17 protein-coding genes are annotated in these 19,186 nt (G+C 64.9%); 5 read left to right on the plus strand and 12 right to left on the minus strand.

Annotation, left to right across the window (positions count from 1 at the left end; all coding sequences use genetic code 11):
* Positions 1 to 61 precede the first annotated feature (61 nt).
* From CWB41_RS07695 to CWB41_RS07705, 3 genes are read left to right on the plus strand one after another with little or no spacing between them, the layout of a single operon-like run.
* On the plus strand, positions 62 to 1,201 hold the full coding sequence (locus tag CWB41_RS07695; RefSeq protein WP_115834834.1) for a Re/Si-specific NAD(P)(+) transhydrogenase subunit alpha: 1,140 nt from the start codon (positions 62 to 64) through the stop codon (positions 1,199 to 1,201).
* A gap of 20 nt (positions 1,202 to 1,221) precedes the next feature.
* A complete protein-coding gene (locus tag CWB41_RS07700) occupies positions 1,222 to 1,671 on the plus strand; it encodes a proton-translocating transhydrogenase family protein (RefSeq protein WP_115834833.1) in 450 nt (149 codons plus the stop codon).
* Positions 1,672 to 1,676: 5 nt separating this feature from the next.
* The gene (locus CWB41_RS07705; protein ID WP_115835454.1) at positions 1,677 to 3,074 is read left to right on the plus strand and encodes an NAD(P)(+) transhydrogenase (Re/Si-specific) subunit beta; all 1,398 of its coding nucleotides are present in this window, start codon (positions 1,677 to 1,679) and stop codon (positions 3,072 to 3,074) included.
* A gap of 58 nt (positions 3,075 to 3,132) precedes the next feature.
* Here CWB41_RS07705 and CWB41_RS07710 read toward each other — a convergent pair whose 3' ends face one another.
* The 6 genes from CWB41_RS07710 to CWB41_RS07735 form a co-directional block, all read right to left on the minus strand.
* Positions 3,133 to 4,563, minus strand: a complete 1,431-nt coding sequence (locus CWB41_RS07710; protein ID WP_115835453.1) for a multicopper oxidase family protein — start codon at positions 4,561 to 4,563, stop codon at positions 3,133 to 3,135.
* 487 nt (positions 4,564 to 5,050) lie between these two features.
* Positions 5,051 to 5,890, minus strand: a complete 840-nt coding sequence (locus CWB41_RS07715; RefSeq protein ID WP_245441085.1) for a tetratricopeptide repeat protein — start codon at positions 5,888 to 5,890, stop codon at positions 5,051 to 5,053.
* 306 nt (positions 5,891 to 6,196) lie between these two features.
* Positions 6,197 to 6,436, minus strand: a complete 240-nt coding sequence (gene rpsU / locus CWB41_RS07720; protein ID WP_115834830.1) for a 30S ribosomal protein S21 — start codon at positions 6,434 to 6,436, stop codon at positions 6,197 to 6,199.
* 149 nt (positions 6,437 to 6,585) lie between these two features.
* Positions 6,586 to 7,692, minus strand: a complete 1,107-nt coding sequence (locus tag CWB41_RS07725) for a 5-(carboxyamino)imidazole ribonucleotide synthase (RefSeq protein ID WP_115834829.1) — start codon at positions 7,690 to 7,692, stop codon at positions 6,586 to 6,588.
* Between the two features lie 5 nt (positions 7,693 to 7,697).
* Positions 7,698 to 8,183: a 5-(carboxyamino)imidazole ribonucleotide mutase gene (gene purE, locus CWB41_RS07730; RefSeq protein ID WP_115834828.1), complete on the minus strand. Its 486-nt coding sequence runs from the start codon at positions 8,181 to 8,183 to the stop codon at positions 7,698 to 7,700.
* A 94-nt stretch (positions 8,184 to 8,277) separates the two neighbouring features.
* Entirely contained in the window at positions 8,278 to 9,060 is a 783-nt protein-coding gene (locus CWB41_RS07735; RefSeq protein WP_115834827.1) for an alpha/beta hydrolase, read from the minus strand.
* A 197-nt stretch (positions 9,061 to 9,257) separates the two neighbouring features.
* Between CWB41_RS07735 and CWB41_RS07740 the strand changes: the two genes are divergently transcribed.
* Together CWB41_RS07740 and CWB41_RS07745 are read left to right on the plus strand one after the other, a co-directional pair.
* The gene (locus CWB41_RS07740) at positions 9,258 to 10,130 is read left to right on the plus strand and encodes an aldo/keto reductase (RefSeq protein WP_115834826.1); all 873 of its coding nucleotides are present in this window, start codon (positions 9,258 to 9,260) and stop codon (positions 10,128 to 10,130) included.
* An 84-nt stretch (positions 10,131 to 10,214) separates the two neighbouring features.
* Positions 10,215 to 11,894, plus strand: a complete 1,680-nt coding sequence (locus CWB41_RS07745; RefSeq protein WP_115834825.1) for a Na/Pi cotransporter family protein — start codon at positions 10,215 to 10,217, stop codon at positions 11,892 to 11,894.
* 1 nt (position 11,895) lies between these two features.
* Here CWB41_RS07745 and CWB41_RS07750 read toward each other — a convergent pair whose 3' ends face one another.
* The 6 genes from CWB41_RS07750 to CWB41_RS07775 form a co-directional block, all read right to left on the minus strand.
* The gene (locus tag CWB41_RS07750) at positions 11,896 to 14,925 is read right to left on the minus strand and encodes an O-linked N-acetylglucosamine transferase family protein (protein ID WP_115834824.1); all 3,030 of its coding nucleotides are present in this window, start codon (positions 14,923 to 14,925) and stop codon (positions 11,896 to 11,898) included.
* A 104-nt stretch (positions 14,926 to 15,029) separates the two neighbouring features.
* Positions 15,030 to 15,248 (minus strand): YdcH family protein, encoded by a 219-nt coding sequence (locus CWB41_RS07755; RefSeq protein ID WP_115834823.1) that lies wholly within the window; start codon positions 15,246 to 15,248, stop codon positions 15,030 to 15,032.
* Positions 15,249 to 15,363: 115 nt separating this feature from the next.
* A complete protein-coding gene (locus CWB41_RS07760) occupies positions 15,364 to 15,972 on the minus strand; it encodes a L,D-transpeptidase (RefSeq protein WP_115834822.1) in 609 nt (202 codons plus the stop codon).
* Between the two features lie 90 nt (positions 15,973 to 16,062).
* Positions 16,063 to 17,358, minus strand: a complete 1,296-nt coding sequence (locus CWB41_RS07765; RefSeq protein ID WP_115834821.1) for an SGNH/GDSL hydrolase family protein — start codon at positions 17,356 to 17,358, stop codon at positions 16,063 to 16,065.
* Positions 17,359 to 17,435: 77 nt separating this feature from the next.
* Positions 17,436 to 18,491, minus strand: a complete 1,056-nt coding sequence (locus tag CWB41_RS07770; RefSeq protein ID WP_165204156.1) for a nickel/cobalt transporter — start codon at positions 18,489 to 18,491, stop codon at positions 17,436 to 17,438.
* 23 nt (positions 18,492 to 18,514) lie between these two features.
* The gene (locus tag CWB41_RS07775) at positions 18,515 to 19,186 is read right to left on the minus strand and encodes a DUF1007 family protein (RefSeq protein WP_245411105.1); all 672 of its coding nucleotides are present in this window, start codon (positions 19,184 to 19,186) and stop codon (positions 18,515 to 18,517) included.

Here is a 19,186-nt window from a genome sequence, read left to right on the forward strand (position 1 = left end):
GGCCTGCGGAAGCGCGCATTTTGTCCTTTTGATTTTACTCATGTGATCGGAAGTCCATCCCATGCGTATAGCCGTGCCTGCCGAAACCGACCCCGCCGAAGCCAGGGTCGCCGCGACGCCGGAGACCGTTAAGAAATTCATCGGACTGGGCGCGAGCGTTACAGTCGAATCGGGGGCGGGGCTCAAATCCTCGTTTCTCGACGCCGATTACAGTGCCGCCGGCGCCACCATCGCGCAAGGCCCGGCGGCGACCCTCGCGGATGCCGATATCATCCTGCGCGTGCGCCGGCCGGCCGGTTCGGAACTCGCCGGTGCCAAAAAAGGCGCGCTGCTGCTCGCTATTCTCGACCCCTACGGCCATGTCGACGCGCTGCAGCAATTGGCCGACGCGGGTGTCGATGCCTTCGCCATGGAGCTGACGCCGCGCATCACCCGCGCGCAGGTGATGGACGTGCTATCGAGCCAGGCAAATCTCGCCGGCTATCGTGCGGTCATCGATGCCGCCGCCGAATATGGCCGCGCCGTGCCGATGATGATGACGGCGGCGGGCACGGTGCCGGCGGCCAAGGCCTTCATCATGGGCGTCGGCGTCGCCGGATTGCAGGCGATCGCGACCGCGCGGCGGATCGGCGCCATCGTCACCGCGACCGACGTGCGGCCCGCGACCAAGGAGCAGGTCGAATCGCTCGGCGCCAAATTTATCGCCGTCGAGGACGAGGAATTCAAACAGGCCGAGACGGCCGGCGGCTATGCCAAGGAAATGTCGGCCGCCTATCAGGAAAAACAGAAGGCGCTGACCGCCTCGCATATCGCCAAGCAGGACATCGTCATCACCACGGCACTGATCCCCGGGCGCCCGGCGCCGAAGCTCATCACCGAGGACATGATCGCGGCGATGCGGCCGGGCTCGGTGATCGTCGATCTCGCCGCCGAGCGCGGCGGCAATACGGCGCTGACACGCCCCGGCGAGAAATTCGTGACCGGCAATGGCGTTACCATTCTCGGCTATCTCAATATCGCCGGCCGGCTCGCGGCGACCGCCTCCTCGCTCTATGCGCGCAATCTGCTCGCCTTTGCCGACGCCTTCATCGACAAGACGAACAAGACGCTCGCCGTCAATTGGGACGATGAGATCGTCAAGGCGACCTTGCTGACCAAGGACGGCGCGCTCGTCCATCCCAATTTCCAAAAGCCCGCCTGACCGCGTTCGGGAGTAGACATATGGCGAATGAAACTCCGCAGCAGCTTCTCGACCACGCGAAGGCCGCGGCGGCGGCCGCGCAGCACGCAGCAGATGCCGCGCAAGGCTATGCCGACCAGCTCTCGCATATCGCCGGCGCGACGGCGCATGCCGCGACCGGCGGGGCGGTCGATCCCTTCGTCTTCCGCTTCGCGATCTTCGTGCTCGCGGTCTTCGTCGGCTATTTCGTCGTCTGGGCGGTCACGCCCGCCCTGCATACGCCGCTGATGTCGGTGACGAACGCGATCTCCTCGGTCATCGTCGTCGGCGCGCTGCTCTCGGTCGGCGTCGACGTCTCGACGCCGGGCGATGACGGCTCGATTCTTGCGCGCATCTTCGGCTTCATCGCGCTCATCCTCGCCTCGGTGAACATATTTGGCGGCTTCCTCGTCACCGAGCGAATGCTGTCGATGTACAAGAAGAAGGGTTGATCGAGATGTCCGGCAATCTCGCCGCCCTGCTTTATCTCGCCTCGGGCGTTCTTTTCATCCTGGCCCTGCGCGGCCTCTCCTCGCCGTCGACCTCGCGGCGCGGCAATCTTTTCGGCATCGTCGGCATGGCCATCGCCATCGTCACGACGCTGCTCTATCGCCTGCCGTCGGGGCTCTCGGCCTGGATTTTCGTCGTCGCCGGCATTGCCATCGGCGGCGGCATCGGCGCCTGGCGGGCGCGTACCGTGGCGATGACGGCCATGCCGCAGCTCGTCGCCTCATTTCACGCGCTGGTCGGCCTCGCCGCCGTCTTCGTCGCGGCGGGCGCGCTCTATGCGCCGCAGGCCTTCGGCATCGGCACACCGGGTGACATCCACACCCAGAGCCTGATCGAAATGTCGATCGGCCTCGCCATCGGCGCCATCACCTTCACCGGCTCCGTCATCGCCTTCCTCAAGCTCGATGGGCGCATGTCCGGCGCGCCGATCCTGCTGCCGCAACGCCACGCGATCAATATCGCGCTGGCGGTGCTGCTCGTCGTGCTCATCGTACTGTTTGTGACGAGCCAGAACCCGCTGCTGTTCTGGCTGATCGCCATCGTCTCCTTCGTCATCGGCCTCTTGATCATCGTGCCGATCGGCGGCGCCGACATGCCGGTCGTCGTCTCGATGCTCAATTCCTATTCCGGCTGGGCGGCGGCGGGCATCGGCTTCACGCTCGGCAATCTGGCGCTCATCATCACCGGCGCCCTTGTCGGCTCCTCGGGCGCGATCCTTTCCTACATCATGTGCAAGGCGATGAACCGCTCCTTCATCTCGGTGATCCTCGGCGGTTTCGGCGGCGAGACAGCGGCCGCCGCGGGCCATGTCGAGACGCGGCCGGTGAAGCAGGGCTCGGCGGAGGATGCCGCCTTCATTCTGGAGAATGCCGGCAAGGTGATCATCGTGCCGGGCTACGGCATGGCGGTGGCACAGGCGCAGCACGCTTTGCGCGAGATGGCCGATCGCCTCAAGAAAGAGGGCGTTGACGTCAGATATGCGATCCATCCGGTCGCCGGCCGTATGCCCGGCCACATGAACGTGCTGCTGGCCGAGGCCAATGTGCCCTACGACGAAGTCTTCGAGCTCGAGGACATCAACGCCGAATTCGCCCAGGCCGATGTCGCCTTCGTCATCGGCGCCAATGACGTGACCAATCCGGCGGCGAAGACGGACAAGACCTCGCCGATCTATGGCATGCCGATCCTCGATGTCGAAAAAGCCAAGACCGTGCTCTTCATCAAACGCGGCATGGGCTCCGGCTATGCCGGCGTCGAGAACGAACTGTTTTTCAAGCCGAATACAATGATGCTCTTCGGCGACGCCAAGAAGATGGTCGAGAGCATTTTGAAGTCGCTCAGCTAAACAGGACGGTGAAGCAATCCGGCGACGATCCGGATTGCTTCGCGTCCGGCGCTATCGGCTAGCCGACCCCTTCATAGCTCACATAAGTCATCATCCCTGCCGCCATGTGATAGAGGTTATGGCAGTGCAGGGGCCAATGGCCAGGATTGTCGGCGTCGAAGGCAATCGTCACATCCGCCATCGACGGCACGAACACCGTGTCGCGCACGGCGCCGGCGAACCGCTTTCCGTCGATGGCGACGACCTGGAAATGGTGCCCGTGCAGGTGCATCGGGTGCGCCATCATCGAATTGTTCTTCAATGCGATCTCGACACGCTGGCCGCGTTTCACGCGCAGCGCAGTGCTGTCTGACAGGCCCCAGCGATAGCCGGCCATGTCGCCGGTCAGGCTGAGCGAGAATCGTTGGTCTGCTGTGCGGGCGGTGAGCGGCGCGCGGGCGCGAAGCCGCCGTTCAAGGCCGAGGTTGAGCGCCGGCGTCTCGCGATCGCCTTCCACGGCAAGCTTGCGGACGGCTGCGCCCGGCGTCGCGAGCACGATTCCGGCCCGCTCGCGCGCGCCTTCGCGCAGCGCGAGGATTGGCCAGGCGCCTCGCGCCGGCAGGTGCAGACGCAGATCGAGCCGCTGTCCCATCGAAATCGGAAAGGCGGTGCCGGCAATGGGCGCGACATCCTGCCCATCGACGGCGATGAGTTCAGCGGGCAGGCCGCCGGTGCTGATCATGAAGCTGGTCGCGGTGGCCCCGTTGATGAGGCGCAGGCGCACCCGGCCACCTTTCTCGACCTGTACAACATCGGGGTCGGCAAGGGTCCGGTCATTGGCGAGATAAGCGTCGAAATCGATGTCGTTGAGGTCCATCGCCATGCCCGGCATATCCATGTGCGACATGTCCATGTTGGGGCTGACCTTCATCATCTGCTGCACATCCATGCCGGACATGTTGCCGCCGCCCTTGCCCGCGGTCAGCCGGGCGAGCAATTCCTTGGCCGGCGTGAAGGAAAAGTCGTGCAGCAGAATCACGATCTCCTGCTCGTCCTGCTTCACGTCACCAATGGTACGGACGATCAGCGGCGCAGCCAGCAGGTTCTGCTCCTGCAGCGTATGGGCATGCATCCAATGGGTGCCGCCGGCGCCGGCGGGGAAGGTATAGCGCCGGGGTTCACCCGGTTTCAGCGGCGGCGCCGGATTGTCGGGCACACCGTCCATCTTCCAGGGCGGCGTCAGGCCGTGCCAGTGGACAAGCGTCGGCGCGGCGATGTCATTGGTGAGTGTCACGTCGAAGGCAGAGCCTGCCTGCAGTGTCAGGCCGGTCATGCCGTCCGGCTGTGCGAGTCCGAAGACGCGGGCCGCCTTGCCGTTGATCTCCAAGGTTCGATTGACGATGGCAAGGCGCCGGGATGGTGCGTCGGCACGGGCGGGATGGGCAAAGCCTGACGTGCCGAGCGCCGCAGCGCCGGCCATCAAGCCGTTGAGAAAATCACGACGATTCATGTTTTTGTCCTCGTTTCGGGCCGGCAGGCCGGCGCACTGATGGAAGCGCCAAAGGCGCGGAGCATCAGACGAGGTGGCGCGGCGGTCCGAGCGCAGGCGGCAGCGCAATGCCGTGGCTGTCCCAATTCTGCCGGACATATCTTTGCCGGCCGGCCGCGGGAAGCCGCAAAGCGATCGTTTCTTCGGCACGGAGTAGGACGATCCCGCAGATGCCGCAGCAAGATCGCTGGCCGTCGTGGTGGGGTGCGGCGTGATGGCAATGGGCTATCGGCGAGGCGGAGAGCTGCGCGGCAGGGCCCGCAGTGCAAAGTGGCGCTTGCATCGCCGATGCTGGCGTAAAGCCGATTCCGCACGCGATGAGGATGAGAGGCAGAACGCGCCAGCGCGGCAGTCTGTGCCAAAACCCGATCATTGACGCTTCCCGACGAGACGCCGGACTTTAAAGCATGGTCGGCGTTCGGCCTTGCGCCCGATTAAGCCGGCGGGGTTAAGCGCGTACTCGCGCCTGGCCGTCGCGCGCCACTTTGTTGTTAGGGTCGAAGGCGAGGGCGTGGTCGTAGGATTCGGCGGCTTTGGCGCGATTGCCGAGCTTCTCGTAGGCGAGGCCAAGCCCCGCCCAGGCGTTGGCGTCCTTGTTGTTGACGTTCAGCGCGGCGTTGAAGTCCTCGACCGCCTTGGCCGGCTGGCCGATGGCGATCAGGCTTTCGCCGCGGGCCTCATAGGGCGCGCCAACGAAGGGGTCGCGGTCGATGGCATTGTCGAAGTCGGTGATCGCCGCCTGGTTGTTGCCCTCGCGCTGGAAGATCAGGCCGCGCGCGTGATAGGCCTGCGCGCTCTCGGGGTTGAGACGGATCGCGACGTCGAGGTCGGCGCGGGCGGGGTCGAGCTTGCCCTGGGTGCGCAGCAGATTGGCGCGGCCGATATAGGCGGGGGCGTGGTTCGGATTCGCGGTGATCGCCTGATCGAAGTCGGCGAGGGCGAGATCGTCGTGATTGGTCTGCCGATAGGCGAGCGCGCGATTGGTGAGCGCCGCCGCGTCGTTGGGATCGAGATGGACCGCCTGGGTGAAATCGGCGATTGCGTTGTCATATTGGCCGATGCGCGCATAGGCGACGCCGCGGGTATTATAGGCTTCGGCGCTGTTCGGATTGCGCTGGATGACATCGGTCAGCGAGGCGATATTCGCCTGCGCCGCTTCCGGCGAAACCGGCGCCACCTCGGCAATGCCGGCGCCCGTGGGGCCGAGAGAATTGCCGCTTTCGCACCCGGCGAGGCACAAAGTCGCCAGCAAAAATGCGGGGAGGACGGGGCGTCGAAACAGTATCATCGAAATGCAAGTCATCGAAATGCAAGTCCTGGATCAGTCCGTTTGAGTGCCAATCTCGAAAAACGGTACGATCAGACGATCGATTCCGGGAACCTTAAGCGGGATTTCTGCAAACCGGTTCCCACTTCTCGCATCCGTCCCGGGACGTCTTTAGGCCCCGGCAATCCGGCAAGATTGCGACGAAGCGCAATCCTGCCCGCAATTGGCATAACAAACGTCTTTTGCAGAAAAAGCGAAAGTGCAGAAAAAGCGAAAGCCGCGGAGCATGAAGCCAGCGGCGCCGCTAGGATCAGCGCAAGCGCAAGATCAACGGACGCCGACCACGGGCTTCGGCTTCATGGGCAGGAGCCCTTCACGCTGCAGCTTCTTCCGCGCCAGCTTGCGCGCCCGGCGCACGGCCTCGGCCTTTTCGCGTGCCCGCTTCTCGGAGGGCTTCTCGTAATGGCCGCGAAGCTTCATCTCGCGGAAAATCCCCTCGCGCTGCATCTTCTTTTTCAGCGCCTTCAGGGCCTGGTCAACATTGTTGTCACGAACCAGAACTTGCACGCGGCGATCCTTGTCTTGCGCCGACGGCTTTGGCCTCGGCAGTGATTAAGCGTAAGCTTTCGGGAATAGGCCCGCAGGCGCTGAAGCGCCTCGACCCTTGGAGTTCGGTTAGCAGAGTCGGCCGTTCTTGTCCAGCGGAAGCCCGATGATCAGACGTCCCGGTCCAGAATTCGTGTCACATGGCCCATTTTGCGGCCCGGCCGGGCTTCGGCCTTGCCATAGAGGTGCAGGCAAGCGCCCGGCTCGCGCAGGATTTCGGCATAGGCGTTCGCTTCCTCGCCGATCAGGTTGCGCATCTCGACGGCGGCCCCGTGGCGCCGAGCCAGGCCCAGCGGCCAGCCCGCGACGGCGCGGATATGCTGCTCGAATTGCGAGCAGACGGCGCCGTCCAGCGTCCAATGGCCGGAATTGTGGACGCGGGGGGCGATTTCGTTGACGCGGATCGTTTGCCGCGGCCGGCCGTCAGCGTCGGGCTCCTCGGTCACGAACAGCTCGACTCCGAGCACGCCGACATAATCCAGCGCATCGGCGATCTTCTGCGCGGTGGCGATCGCCACTTCCGCCGCTTCGGCGTCGATCTTCGCCGGGGCGCGGCTGACGCTCAGAATATGGTTGGCATGGACGTTTTCGGTCACGTCATAGGCGACGAAACTGCCGTCGAGGCCGCGCGCGCCGATGACCGAGACTTCCTTGATGAAAGGCACGACGCCTTCGAGAATGGCCGGCGCGCCGCCGAGGCTGCGGAAGATGGCGCCAAGATCGGAGCCTTCGCGAATCATCACCTGACCCTTGCCGTCATAGCCGAAACGCCGGGTCTTGAGGATCGCCGGGCGGCCGAGCTTGCCGACGGCGCGGATCAGCGCGCCCGCGTCCTCGACCGGCAGGTAGGGCGCCGTCTCGATGCCGAGCCCCGTCAGGAAATCCTTTTCCGTCAGCCGGTCCTGGCTCGCCGCTAGCGCGGCGGGGCCGGGGCGGACGGGACGCAGCCCGGCGAGCAGTTCCGCCGTCGCGGCGGGTATGTTCTCGAATTCATAGGTGACGACATCGACCGCCGCGGCGAACGCCTTCAGCGCCGTCTCATCCTCGTAGGCCGCAATCGTCCGTGCCGCCGAGACATCGAAAGCGGGGCTATCGGCTTCGGGCGCGAAAATATGCGTCTTGAGGCCGAGTTGTGCGGCCGCCGTCGCCAGCATCCGGCCCAATTGGCCGCCGCCCAGAATTCCGATCGTATCGCCCGGCGCGAGACTCTCCGCCATCCGCCTCACTCGGGATGTCTGGCGACGGCGGCGGTCTGCGCCGCACGCCAGTCGGCGAGCCGGGTGGCGAGCGCCTTGTCGTCGAGCGCGAGGATGGCGGCGGCGAGCAGCGCCGCATTGATGGCGCCCGCTTCGCCGATGGCGAGGCAGCCGACCGGCACGCCGGCCGGCATCTGGACGATGGAATAGAGCGAATCCTGGCCCGAGAGTGCCTTGGTCTCGACCGGCACGCCGAGAACGGGTAGCGGCGTCATCGCCGCGGTCATGCCCGGCAGATGCGCGGCACCGCCGGCGCCGGCGATGATCACCTTGAAGCCCGCCGCCTCCGCGCCCTTGGCGAATTTGACGAGCCGGTCGGGCGTTCGATGGGCGGAGACGATTTCGGCGGAATAGCCGACGCCGAGCTTTTCCAGCGTTTCGGCGGCATGATGCATCGTCTTCCAATCGGACTGGCTGCCCATGACGATGGCGACGAGTTTGGGAGCGGACATGAAAACTCTGCGGGGCAGCCGAAAAAGAAGGCAGCGTCCTAGACGAAGGGGCAGGGGCGCGCAAGCGTAGCGCGCCTTCTCCCCGAATCTTTTCTCAAAGGTGAGCGACCCAGCGCAGAATGTAATTCGCCACGTCTTCCCATCCCGGCTCGGCGATCAGGAAATGCGAATGGCCGGGAAAATATTTGAAATCGGTTTCAGCGGGCGCGTGCTTTTGCAGGTTGAAGGCGCCCATGGCGGTGAAGGGCGTCACGGTCTTGTCTTCCCCGCCGACGGTGATGAGCAGCGGCTGCGTCCGCCGCTTCGGATGGACGCCGGTGCCGATCCAGAATGCCCCTTCGTAGAACATGCGGCCAGAGGTCGGAACGACGAGCTTGTCATAGGCCTCGCTTTGAACTTCCGGCGGTGCGGCATTGGCGAAAGAGCTGGCGAACGCCTCGCGCGATAGCGTGAACGGCAATTCCCAGCCCTGCCAGCGTAACAGCACTGGCGCAGCCGCGAAGAGAGAGGTAGCGCCTGGCGGGACCAAAGCGATCGGCGCGGGATCGATTGCCACACCGGCCCAGCCGAGGCCGCGGTCGAGCAAAAGCTGCGTGAACAGTCCGCCGAAGGAATGGCCGACGATGAGCGGCTTTTCCGGCAGGCTCGCGATGAAATTCTGATAATGATCGACGATCTCCTTGATGCTCAAGGCGCCCAGGCCGGCCGGTGGATTGCGTCGCAATTCCTCGGGCGGCGCGCTGTCGATATAGGGCCACGCCGGCGCATGGGTCGTAAAGCCGGCGGCCTCGAAAGATCTGCGAAAATTGTCCCATGACGCGGGAACCATCCAGGCGCCATGAATGAAGACGACGGTTTTGCTCGCGTTCTCGGCCATTCCCCGGACCTTTCCGTTCGCAGCGCCAAAGGCGCCGTCACATCACCGCAAAGAGAAGCTGCGCTTATGCCTTCGCGAAGGCAAGCCGTCCTGCGCCGCACCATCGCAGCGCCGTTTCTAAAGTTCGCAGAATTCACTATGAAGACATTGCAAGCGCCGCGATAAGCAGGTGCGGCGATCGAAGACCGGGATTGTAAATGTCGGCAACGCTGTCCGCCGCGAGAGCGGGCCAATTCAAGGTCGGCGGCGATTTCACCATCAACCGCTTCGGCTTTGGCGCGATGCGGCTGACCGGCAAGAGCATCTGGGGCGATCCCCAAGACCTTGCCGCGGCGCGGGCGACATTGGCCCGGCTGCCTGAGCTTGGCATCAATTTCATCGACACCGCCGATTCCTATGGCCCGTTTGTAAGCGAGGATCTGATCCGTGAGGTGCTCCATCCTTACGACCACATCCTCGTTGCGACCAAGGGCGGGCTGACGCGGCCAGGGCCGGAGATCTGGCGTCCGCTCGGGCGGCCGGAATATCTGCGCCAATGCGTCATGATGAGCTTGCGGCGGCTGCGGCTCAATCGCATCGATCTGTGGCAATTGCACCGTATCGATCCGGCGGTGCCGCGCGACGAGCAATTCTCCGTCATCGCGGCGATGCGCAAAGAGGGGCTGATCCGCCATGTCGGCCTTTGCGACGTCGGCGTCGATGACATCGAAGCAGCGCGAAAATATTTTCCCGTCGCGACCGTGCAGAACCGGTTCAATCTCGTCAACCGCTCCAGCGAAGATGTGCTGACCTATTGCGAGCGGCACAGCATCGGCTTCATTCCCTGGGCGCCGCTGGCCGCGGGCGCGTTGGCGCATCCGGGTTCGGCGCTGCTGCAGACGGCAACAGAGCTGAAGGCGACGCCGAGTCAGGTGGCGCTCGCCTGGTTGCTCAAGCGCTCGAAGATCATGCTGCCGGTTGCCGGAACGGCCAATCCCGAACATCTTGTCGAGAACGTCGCCGCCGCTAATCTCGAATTGAGCGATGCGGCCTTCGCCGCGCTCGACATTCAGGGCCGCAACGCGCTCTGAATCAAAACTTGATATCTGCGCGTTTTGCACCACTTTGAGCAAGCGCCGCGCAGTTTCGAATCGTGCGGTCGAAGAGGAACAAAGTTGGACGCGACGCTCTCTCTGCTCGATCTCGCCGGCGCCGTGGCGCTGCTGCTCTGGGCCATGCACATGATCCAGAGCGGGATTCAGCGCGCCTTCGGCGCCGATCTGCGGCGCGTGCTCGCGCACGCCTTCGGCAACCGCATCAAGGCTTTCGCCGCCGGCATCGGCGTCACGGCGGTGTTGCAGAGCAGTACAGCGACGGGCCTCATGGTCGCGGGCTTCGCGGCCGCCGGACTTGTCGATCTCGTTCCGGCGCTCGCGGTGATGCTCGGGGCGAATGTCGGTACGACGCTCATTGTCCAGCTTCTCTCCTTCGATATCGCGCTTGCCGCGCCGGTCTTCCTCATCATCGGCGTGATGATGTTCCGCCGCAGCGGCGAGTCGCGCACCCGCGATATTGGCCGCGTGGCCATCGGCCTTGGCCTGCTGCTGATGGCGCTCAGCCAATTGGTGCAGATCATCACGCCTTACGAGGACGTGCCGAGCTTGCGCATGTTGCTTGGCGCGGTGGCGACCCAGCCGTTCGTTGCGCTGCTTCTCGGCGCGCTCGCGACCTGGGCGGCGCATTCGAGCGTCGCCATCGTCCTGATTGTCATGTCCTTCGTCGCCAATGGCGCCGTGTCGCTCGATACCGGCATCGCGCTCGTGCTCGGCGCCAATATCGGCTCGGCGATCAATCCGCTTCTCGAAGCCCCGCGCGGCGTCGACCGCACCGGCGCGCAGGTCGCGCTCGGCAATCTGCTCAACCGGCTGATCGGCGCGGCGATCGCGCTGCCGTTGATCGAGCGGATCGGCCCGGCGCTGGTGCGGCTCGATCCGAGCCTCGCCCGCGACGTCGCCAATTTTCACATGTTCTTCAACGTCGTCATGGCGCTGGTCTTCCTGCCGTTGTTGCCGCTTTTCGCCAAAGCGCTGCGCCGGCTGCTGCCGCAACGCGTCGAAGCGCAGGATCCCTCGCGTCCGCTCTATCTCGACCCCGCCGCAGCCGAGGCGCCGGCGGTGGCGCTCGGCAATGCCACGCGCGAGGCGCTGCGCATGGTCGATGTGTTCGACGAGATGCTGCAGGGATTTGGCCGCGCGCTCGATGAGAAGACCGACAAGCAGCGGATCGTCGAAACGCGCCGCATCGACGATATCCTCGATCGCCTGAATACCGCGATCCGCTCCTATATCGTCGGCCTCGATCCCGAGTCGCTGACCGAAGATGACGACAAGAGGGCCGCAGCCATCCTCGCCTTCACCAGCAATCTGGAGCAGGCGGGGGACACGATCGACCGCGGCGCACTGGCGACGCTGACGCGGCAGTTGAAACGCGGCCTCGTGCTCGCCGACGAGGGACGCGCCGACGCGCGTCTCATGCTGGAGCATCTTTCCGCCAATCTGCGCCTCGCCGCAACCGTCTTCATGACGCAGGATCTCCGCGCCGCGCGGGCGCTGGCGGACGAAAAAGCCTTCTTCCGGGAGATCGAGTCCAAGGCGACGGCGGCTTATTTTCGCCGTCTGCGCCAATCCCGGCCGGACGCGATCGAGGCGAACGCGCTGCATCTCGATCTGCTGCGGGCGCTCAAGGGGGTCAACGATTGCCTTGTGGCCGGCGCCGCTTACCCGGTTCTTGAGGAGCGCGGCGAGTTGCGTTCTTCGCGGCTGCGGTCGCAGCAGGACAGCGATCTCGACTCGTAGATCAGCCGAGCTTGCGTGCGATGACGTCCATGCCGATGCGGATTTGCGGATTCACCTGATATTCGAGCGGCTGAAAGCCCTGCTCGCGCAGCAGCGCATGGAGCCGCGCGCGGCCGAACATATGATAGTGCGTGATCTCGCCCCAATGCGGATTGGCCTCCTGCGCGTGCAGCAGGTTGAACGCCATCGCGTCCATGTTCGCCAGGCCGAGCAGCAGCAATCCGTCCGGCTGCAACAGGCGGTGTGCGGCGGCAAGCGCGCGCACCGGATCGATCATGCGCGGCAATTGATCGTCGAGGCTGACGATGCCAAAGCGCCCTGGCGCGTCGAGGTCTTCGAGCGCGCCTTCATGCGCCTCAAGGCCGAGCTGGCGCAGTCCCGCGACATGGCCGGGGCGCGGATCGAGCCCGACGGCCTCGAAGCCCCATTCGGCGGCGGTGAAGAGCAGCGCCGCGTTACCGAAGCCAACATCGAGCCAGGCCGCATCGCAATTCAACGGGCCGACATGCCGTGCGATCGCGGCGACGCGCGGCGCGGCGGCCTGGCGTCCGGCCTCCATCGCATGTCCGAGCGTCTCCCGTGCGAGTGGCGCGAAAATATCGGCACCTTCGAAATAGCCTTCGGTGAAGAAATGGTCGCAGTCCTCGCAGAGGTGCCAGCGCACGTCCGGCGCGAGCGTGCTGCGATAGGCCGGATCCTTGCTGCAATCGGCGGCGAGGAACGGCTTGTGGGCGCCGCTGCCGCAGAGCGGGCAGACCTCATAGGCGTGCCGCGCGATTTGCGGCGGCTCAGGCGCGATGACAGGTGAAGCTTGGCTAGCTGTCGATAGGGATGCCACCGCGAAAGGCTGCGGCGCTGCGCCATCGGCCCGGATTTCCCACATGCGGGTGTAGGCGGCTTCGAGATGGCGGGCATAGCGGCCGGTGTCGAAGGCCGGCGCGGTGCGCCGTGTCGCGAGAAGCCTTTGACGGATCGCCGCGAGCCGCTCGGGCGTGCGTGCGAGTGCGAGCGCCAGTGCCTCATAATCCGCGAGCGAATGTGTGACGAGTTCCGGCAGACCGACCGCCTGAAGCAGGCTCGCCGCCACCCGGCCGGCGAAGGCATCGCCCGCGAGCGTAATCACGGGCAGGCCGGCCCAGAGCGCGTCGCTCGTCGTCGTATGGGCGTTGTAGGGCAAAGTATCGAGGAAGAGATCGGCCAGCCGCTGCCGGGCGAGATGGTCCACCGCCATCATATGCGGCGCGAAGACGAGACGGCCGGGATCGATGCCGCGCGCCTCGGCCTCGCGCCGCAGATTGTCCTTCACGCGCGCGTTGGAGTCGTAAAGCCAGAGTACGCTGCCCGGTACAGCCGCGAGCAGCCGCATCCAGACGTCGAAGAATTTCGGCGTCAGCTTGTAGCTGTTGTTGAAGCAGCAGAAGACGAAGCCCGTCCCCGGCAAGCCGCATTCGGCCCGCGTCGGCGTGCGTTCGGCGATGCGGCGGCGGTCGTCGTTGGGCTGATAGCAGTCCGGCAATTGGACGATTTTCTCGGCGTAGAAAGGCTGCTGATCCATCGGCAAAGTGACCGGATCGGCGATCACATAGTCGATGAAATCGGCGCCCATCGTGCCTGGGTAGCCGACGAAATTCACCTGGATCGGCGCTGGGCGAAAGGCTGTGATCTCGCTGCGCGCGAACATCGTATAGCCCTTGAGATCGACGAGAATATCGATCTTGTCGTCAAAGATAAGTTGCGCCGCTTCGCGGTCGCCGACGCCGTTGAGATCGACGAAGCGGTCGAAGGCATTGCCAAGCCTCTGGCGCAACTCGCTGCGGTCGTCCGCACCATAGGAATAGGCGATGACCTCGAAGCGCGAATGATCGTGCGCCTCGAACAGTCCCGCCATGAGCACCGCAGTCGCGTGACGAAAGAAATCCGCCGAGAGATAGCCGATGCGCAATTTCCGGCCGCGCTCGGTCGGCTGATGCGTGAAACAGGGCCTGGCGTGCAGGGCCCCGGCCCAGCGCCGCGCTGCTTCGAGTTGCAGGGCGTGGCCCGACTCCATGCTGAGCAGGCTGAAGGGAGGAATAGTACCGTCATGGTCGGCTATTGCGGCCAAAGCCGCCTTTTCCTCCGCCTCGATATCCGCCCAGTCGCAGATCGCGCGGCGCAGATGCAGCATTTGCATGCGCACGCCGACAAGGTCCGGGTTGAGCGCGATCGCCTGGCGGTAGGCGCGCAGCGCGTCGTCGAGGCGGCGCTGTGTCTCATAGGCCGCGCCGAGATTGCAATGCGCCTCGGCCATGCCCGGCTTGAGCGCCAGCGCGTTTTCGTAGGCGGCGATGGCGCCCGGCACATCGCCGCGGTGCTGCAGGATGTTGCCAAGATTGCAATAGGCTTCCGCATAGTCCGGCCGCAGGGCGATGGCCCGGCGAAAAGCCTCGCCCGCTTCGTCGAGCCGCAGAAGCCCGCGCAAAATATTGCCCATCGCGAAATAGGGTTCCGCCGCGTCGGCGCGTCGTGCGGCGATCGCGCGGCAGATGTTCAGGGCCTCTTCCGGACGGCCGAGCCGGCGCAGAATTTCGGCGGCGTTGGTATGGGCCTCGATGAAGAAGGGGTCGATCCGGCAAGCCTCGAGATAGGCCATCGCGGCGGCTTCGAGTTCGCCGATGTCTTCGAGGATGTTGCCGAGATTGCCCTGCGCCGGGGCAAAGCCGGGATCGAGGCGCACGGCGCGCAGAGCGGTTTCCCGCGCCGCCTCGAGCTGGCGCGTTTCGCGCAGAACCGCGGCGAGATTGGCATAGGCGCGCGCATAATCGGGCTTAAGGCCGATGGCCTTGCCGATATATTCCGCGGCTTGCGCGTGACGCCCGGTCATATGTTCGACAAGGCCGAGATTGTGCCAGGCGACCTCGTGATCGGGATTTTGATCGAGAACTTGCAGATAGAGTTGGCGTGCGAGGCCGTATTGCTTGCCGCCGTGGAATTCGAGCGCGCTTTGCAGCAATTCGGCCGCGGACGGTTGCGCGGCGGCTTCGGACGGGTGCATCGGCGGGCCTTAAAGCGCCCGCGACGCCGGGCGCAATTCCAGAGCGTGGCGTCCGCTCATTACACCGACGGGCTTGCGCGAGGCTGCCGGGCGAACCGCAGAGGTCAGGCGATGATGTCGGGAGTCAGCACATCCTCGATGCGGTCGATCTTGTCGCGCAGGATCAGCTTGCGCTTCTTCAGCCGCTGGATTTGCAACTGGTCGGCGGCGGAAATCTCGATCAGCGCCGTGATCGCCGCATCGAGGTCGCGGTGTTCCTGGCGCAGACGTTCGAGTTCCGCGTGCAGGGCCGCGCGCTCCTCGTCGCTGGATTTGTCCGCCATCTGCTGCCCACCCGAAACATTGCGACCGGCAGAGCGGGTGCCCTGCCGATCGCCACGGGATAATGCATTTTCGGGTCCGCCTGCAAATCCTCAGAAGGTCGAGGCGGGGACCGCGTCAGATGACGTTGACCTGGGTGCCGACCTTGACCCGGGTGTAGAGGTCTTCGACGTCGACATTCAGCATCCGGATGCAGCCGGAGGAAACCGCCTGGCCGATGGTATCGGGTTCGTTGGTCCCGTGAATGCGGAAGCCGGTGTCGCCCTGCCCATTGAAGAGATACAGCGCGCGGGCGCCGAGCGGGTTGCCGATACCGCCCGCCATATAATGCGGCAGGTCGGGCCGGCGCTTCAGCATCACCTCGGGCGGCGTCCAATCCGGCCATTCGGCGCGCCGGGCGATATGGACATGGCCGCTCCAGCTAAAACCCTCGCGGCCGACGCCGACGCCATAGCGCAGAGCCTTGCCGTCGCCGAGCGAGAGATAAAGATACTTCGTCTTGCTATCGACGGTGACCACGCCCTTGGGCGCGCCGGTCGGGTCATCGACCAGCGTCCGCGTCGGCTGCACGGCGATCGCGACGTTGCCGGCATTGGCCGCGGGGGCTTGCGTCGCCTGCGGGCCGGAAAAGAGATTGAACGGAAAAGGCAGATCCTGAGCAAAAGCGCCGGTGGCGCCGAACGATAAAATCAATGCAGAAACTGCAACAGTGCGAAGTGTCAGCATGACACATCCCCCACGAAGAAAAGCCGCGCAGTGATGAAGCCACAGGTCGGTTTCAGCGGATGTGCGATTTGTTCCGTTGTGAACGTCTGTTCATCGGACGGTGCTGGTCGGCGAGGCGGCGGGGTTCTTGGCAGGCGAAGCCGGCGGCGGGGCTTCGGCCGGCGCCGTCAGCGTCGGGAGCGGGGCCGGCTTCGGCGGCGGCTCTGCCGCCGCAAGCTCATGGCGCGGCCAGTCGAAATCGTCGGCGCGGCCGGCCTGCAGCAGCGGATGCCGGGTATCGACGAAGGTCTGCTCGACGAGGCTTGCCGTATTGGCCCCGCCGCTGGCGGGGGTCAGCGTCGCAAGCTGCCCGCCGGCGGCCATAACCGGCCCGGTCAGGGGAAGCACCGGGCCGATCGCCGGCTTGATCGGGGGGACCGCCGCATTTGCCGCGGGCAAATTGGTGCCGGACGGCGCCGTCGTCTCGATTTTTGCGAGCGCGGCGTCGTCCTGCGGCGCCTCGCCTTGCAGAATTTGACGGATCTGCGGGGCGACGAAGCTCGCGAGCTTGAGTGCGCCCGCCTTGGTGAAATGGACGCCGTCGAGCGCGCGCAGCCGCACGACCTGGCCATCGACATCCGGCCCGTAGGGGCTGAACTGGCCGCCGTCATCGACGAAGTCATCCCAGATGTCGACGTAGGTCGCGCCGTCCTGGCTCGCATATTGGCGATACATATCGTTGAGCGCGGTCATGGCTTTCGAATAGCGGTCGCTTTTCATGATCGGCAGGCCGACCCAGATGAGCGGAATTTTCGCATCGTGAAAGGCTTTGGCGACGGCCTCGATCCGCGCGGCATAGATTTGGTCGTACTGCTCCGAATCGGGGTCGTAGCTGCCGGTGGAATCGTGCAAGGTCTGATGGTCGTTGCTGCCGATCATGATGACGGCGACATTGATTTTCTGGCTGCCGGTCGCGAGATCATGCGCGGTTTTCGGCCAATCGTAATAATCGTCGCGGACGAGGCCGGAATCTTCCTTCGCCTCGTGCAGAACCTCGACTTCGGGCCGGTCGCTGAGCGAGGTCGTCAGCGCCTGGCCGAGCAACTCGCCGAGCGAGTCGCCGAGGACCGCGACAAAGAAGCTCGGCGGCACAGCGGGGGCTTTCTGCACCTTGGCCACCGGATGCGGATGGTAGGTGTAATGCGGATGCGGGCGCTGCGGCCGGTATTCGTCATAATTGCGCTGCGGCCGGAACACTTGCTGGAACCAGCCGAAGGGGTTGAAATTCTGCGCGCGCGCGGCGGGCATGTCGAACGCGCCGAGACAAAGGCCGAGCGCCGCCAGCCCCAGCACGGAGGGCCGGATTCGGTCCCAAAGTCTGCGCCCGCGCGTCAATCGAAAGGCCATCGCTTCGCCTTAACTCCTATCGGCTCGAAAGCATGCCCCCATCGGAAAAGCCGTGCAACTTTTCCGGCGCTTACTCTCTAGGCCACGGTCAGGCCGGAAACGCTGGCAAGCAGGAGCAGGCAGCCGAAGACGAGCACGCCAAGCGCCGCACCGACCTCGATCAGCCGCCCGATGATTTCCGCGCGGGGCGAACCGCTGCCCGAGAAGCGCACCGCCAGTTTCTTGGCATAGACGGCCATTGTCGCCAGCGCGCCGGTCGTGATCGCGGTGCCGAGCGACATGGCGAAGACGGAAAAGATTCCGGCGCCGAAAATATCCTGTGCCGACGCGAAGACCAGAATCAGAATCGCCCCGGAGCAGGGGCGCGCGCCGGCGGTCGCGACGGTGACGGCGGCCGATTTCCACGAAAAGCCTGCGCCGAGCTGGCGCGGGTCCGGCGCATGGAAATGGCCGCAATCGGGCCCATGCACATGGCCGTTTCCGTCGTCGGCGAGAAAATTGCCGTTGCCGCCGGTTTGCGCATAAGCGAGCTTCGGCGATGCGCCGGCGAAGACCGGCAAAGCCCGCGCGGCCGTGGCCTGGCGGATGCTCGCCGCCAGCGCCGTTGTCTTGTTGATGAGCAGGACAATGCCGAGCAGGATGATGCCGGCATAGGCGGCATATTCGAGCCAGCGCGCTGCCGCGTTCATCCGCTGCGCCGTCGCGTTGAAGATCAGCACCGCGCTGCCGACGAGCGCGATCGCAACGATCCCCTGCAGGACAGCCGCGAGGAAGGAGATGATCAGGCCGCGTTTGAGCGCGCTCTCGTTGGAGATCATGTAGGAGGTCACGACCGCCTTGCCGTGGCCGGGACCGGCGGCGTGGAAGACGCCGTAGAGAAAGCTCAATCCGGCGAGAGCGAGAAACCCGTAGTCGCTCTGCTTCACGGCGCGCATGGCGCCGACGAGCGCGAGCGAAAATCGGCTCTCCTGTTCGATGATCCAGGCGGTAACGCCGGACGCGTTGCCGACCGCGCCTTCGTCGGCGCCGACGGCAAAGGGATGATGAAAGCCTTGCGCCGCGGCCGCTAATGTTCCGGCGAGAAGCATGAGGGCGGCAAGCGTGATGATGTCGAGCTTTTGGTTTGGGCGCATCGCGGTCCTTTTGCGCATCTGTTCTACGGACAGGCGACGATGACCCGGTCGGCGAGCTTCATGCCGAAGTTCGCACCGGGGGACAGATTTTGATAGAAGGCTTCGGACAATTGTTTGGCGTCCTGCACTTCGAGCGGATTGGCGCCGAGCACGCCGATCGAACAGCCCTTCGGCGCGCTGACGAGCGCCACCGGACCCGTCTTCGCCAGGCTGAAGTCGACGAAGAAGGTCGGGTCGTAGATCGAAAAGGTGAAGGCCCTGCCGGGCTCGAGCGGCTCCTTCAGCGGCACGGTGAACGTCAGCACGACGAGCTTGTCCGGCCGTTCCTCAAGCGAATAATCGCGCGGCGGCCCGAAATCCACCTTCTGACCGGCATTCTTCGCGAAGGTGAAATAGCCGAACTCCGCCAGGGACTCGACATTGGTCTTGGCGAGAGGCGCGAGCTGTTCTTTGGTCGCGAGCTGGCCATCCTTGGAAAGGCCCTGAACCGCGAAGGCCGAATACATGTCATCGAAGATCCAGGAGTTGCGGATCGCTGTGATCTTGCCATCGGGCTGAAAGATCACGTCTTCGTGCGCCGTGACCCACACATGCGGATGGGCGCAGGCCGGCGTTGCCCAGGCGAGCATGAGGGCGATGAGGCCGCCGATCCGGCCGCGCGCCGTGTGCATGTGAATCGTCAAGGGCTTAGCCAC

Origin of the sequence: Methylovirgula ligni (assembly GCF_004135935.1) — a bacterium.
Taxonomy (GTDB): Bacteria; Pseudomonadota; Alphaproteobacteria; order Rhizobiales; family Beijerinckiaceae; genus Methylovirgula; species Methylovirgula ligni.

Coding starts and splice junctions, on each gene's coding strand:
- CWB41_RS07695 (WP_115834834.1), top strand. CDS start 62: ATGCGTATAGCCGTGCCTGCCGAAACCGACCCCGCCGAAGCCAGGGTC.
- CWB41_RS07700 (WP_115834833.1), top strand. CDS start 1,222: ATGGCGAATGAAACTCCGCAGCAGCTTCTCGACCACGCGAAGGCCGCG.
- CWB41_RS07705 (WP_115835454.1), top strand. CDS start 1,677: ATGTCCGGCAATCTCGCCGCCCTGCTTTATCTCGCCTCGGGCGTTCTT.
- CWB41_RS07710 (WP_115835453.1), bottom strand. CDS start 4,563: ATGAATCGTCGTGATTTTCTCAACGGCTTGATGGCCGGCGCTGCGGCG.
- CWB41_RS07715 (WP_245441085.1), bottom strand. CDS start 5,890: ATGATACTGTTTCGACGCCCCGTCCTCCCCGCATTTTTGCTGGCGACT.
- CWB41_RS07725 (WP_115834829.1), bottom strand. CDS start 7,692: ATGGCGGAGAGTCTCGCGCCGGGCGATACGATCGGAATTCTGGGCGGC.
- purE (WP_115834828.1), bottom strand. CDS start 8,183: ATGTCCGCTCCCAAACTCGTCGCCATCGTCATGGGCAGCCAGTCCGAT.
- CWB41_RS07735 (WP_115834827.1), bottom strand. CDS start 9,060: ATGGCCGAGAACGCGAGCAAAACCGTCGTCTTCATTCATGGCGCCTGG.
- CWB41_RS07740 (WP_115834826.1), top strand. CDS start 9,258: ATGTCGGCAACGCTGTCCGCCGCGAGAGCGGGCCAATTCAAGGTCGGC.
- CWB41_RS07750 (WP_115834824.1), bottom strand. CDS start 14,925: ATGCACCCGTCCGAAGCCGCCGCGCAACCGTCCGCGGCCGAATTGCTG.
- CWB41_RS07755 (WP_115834823.1), bottom strand. CDS start 15,248: ATGGCGGACAAATCCAGCGACGAGGAGCGCGCGGCCCTGCACGCGGAA.
- CWB41_RS07760 (WP_115834822.1), bottom strand. CDS start 15,972: ATGCTGACACTTCGCACTGTTGCAGTTTCTGCATTGATTTTATCGTTC.
- CWB41_RS07765 (WP_115834821.1), bottom strand. CDS start 17,358: ATGGCCTTTCGATTGACGCGCGGGCGCAGACTTTGGGACCGAATCCGG.
- CWB41_RS07770 (WP_165204156.1), bottom strand. CDS start 18,491: ATGCGCCCAAACCAAAAGCTCGACATCATCACGCTTGCCGCCCTCATG.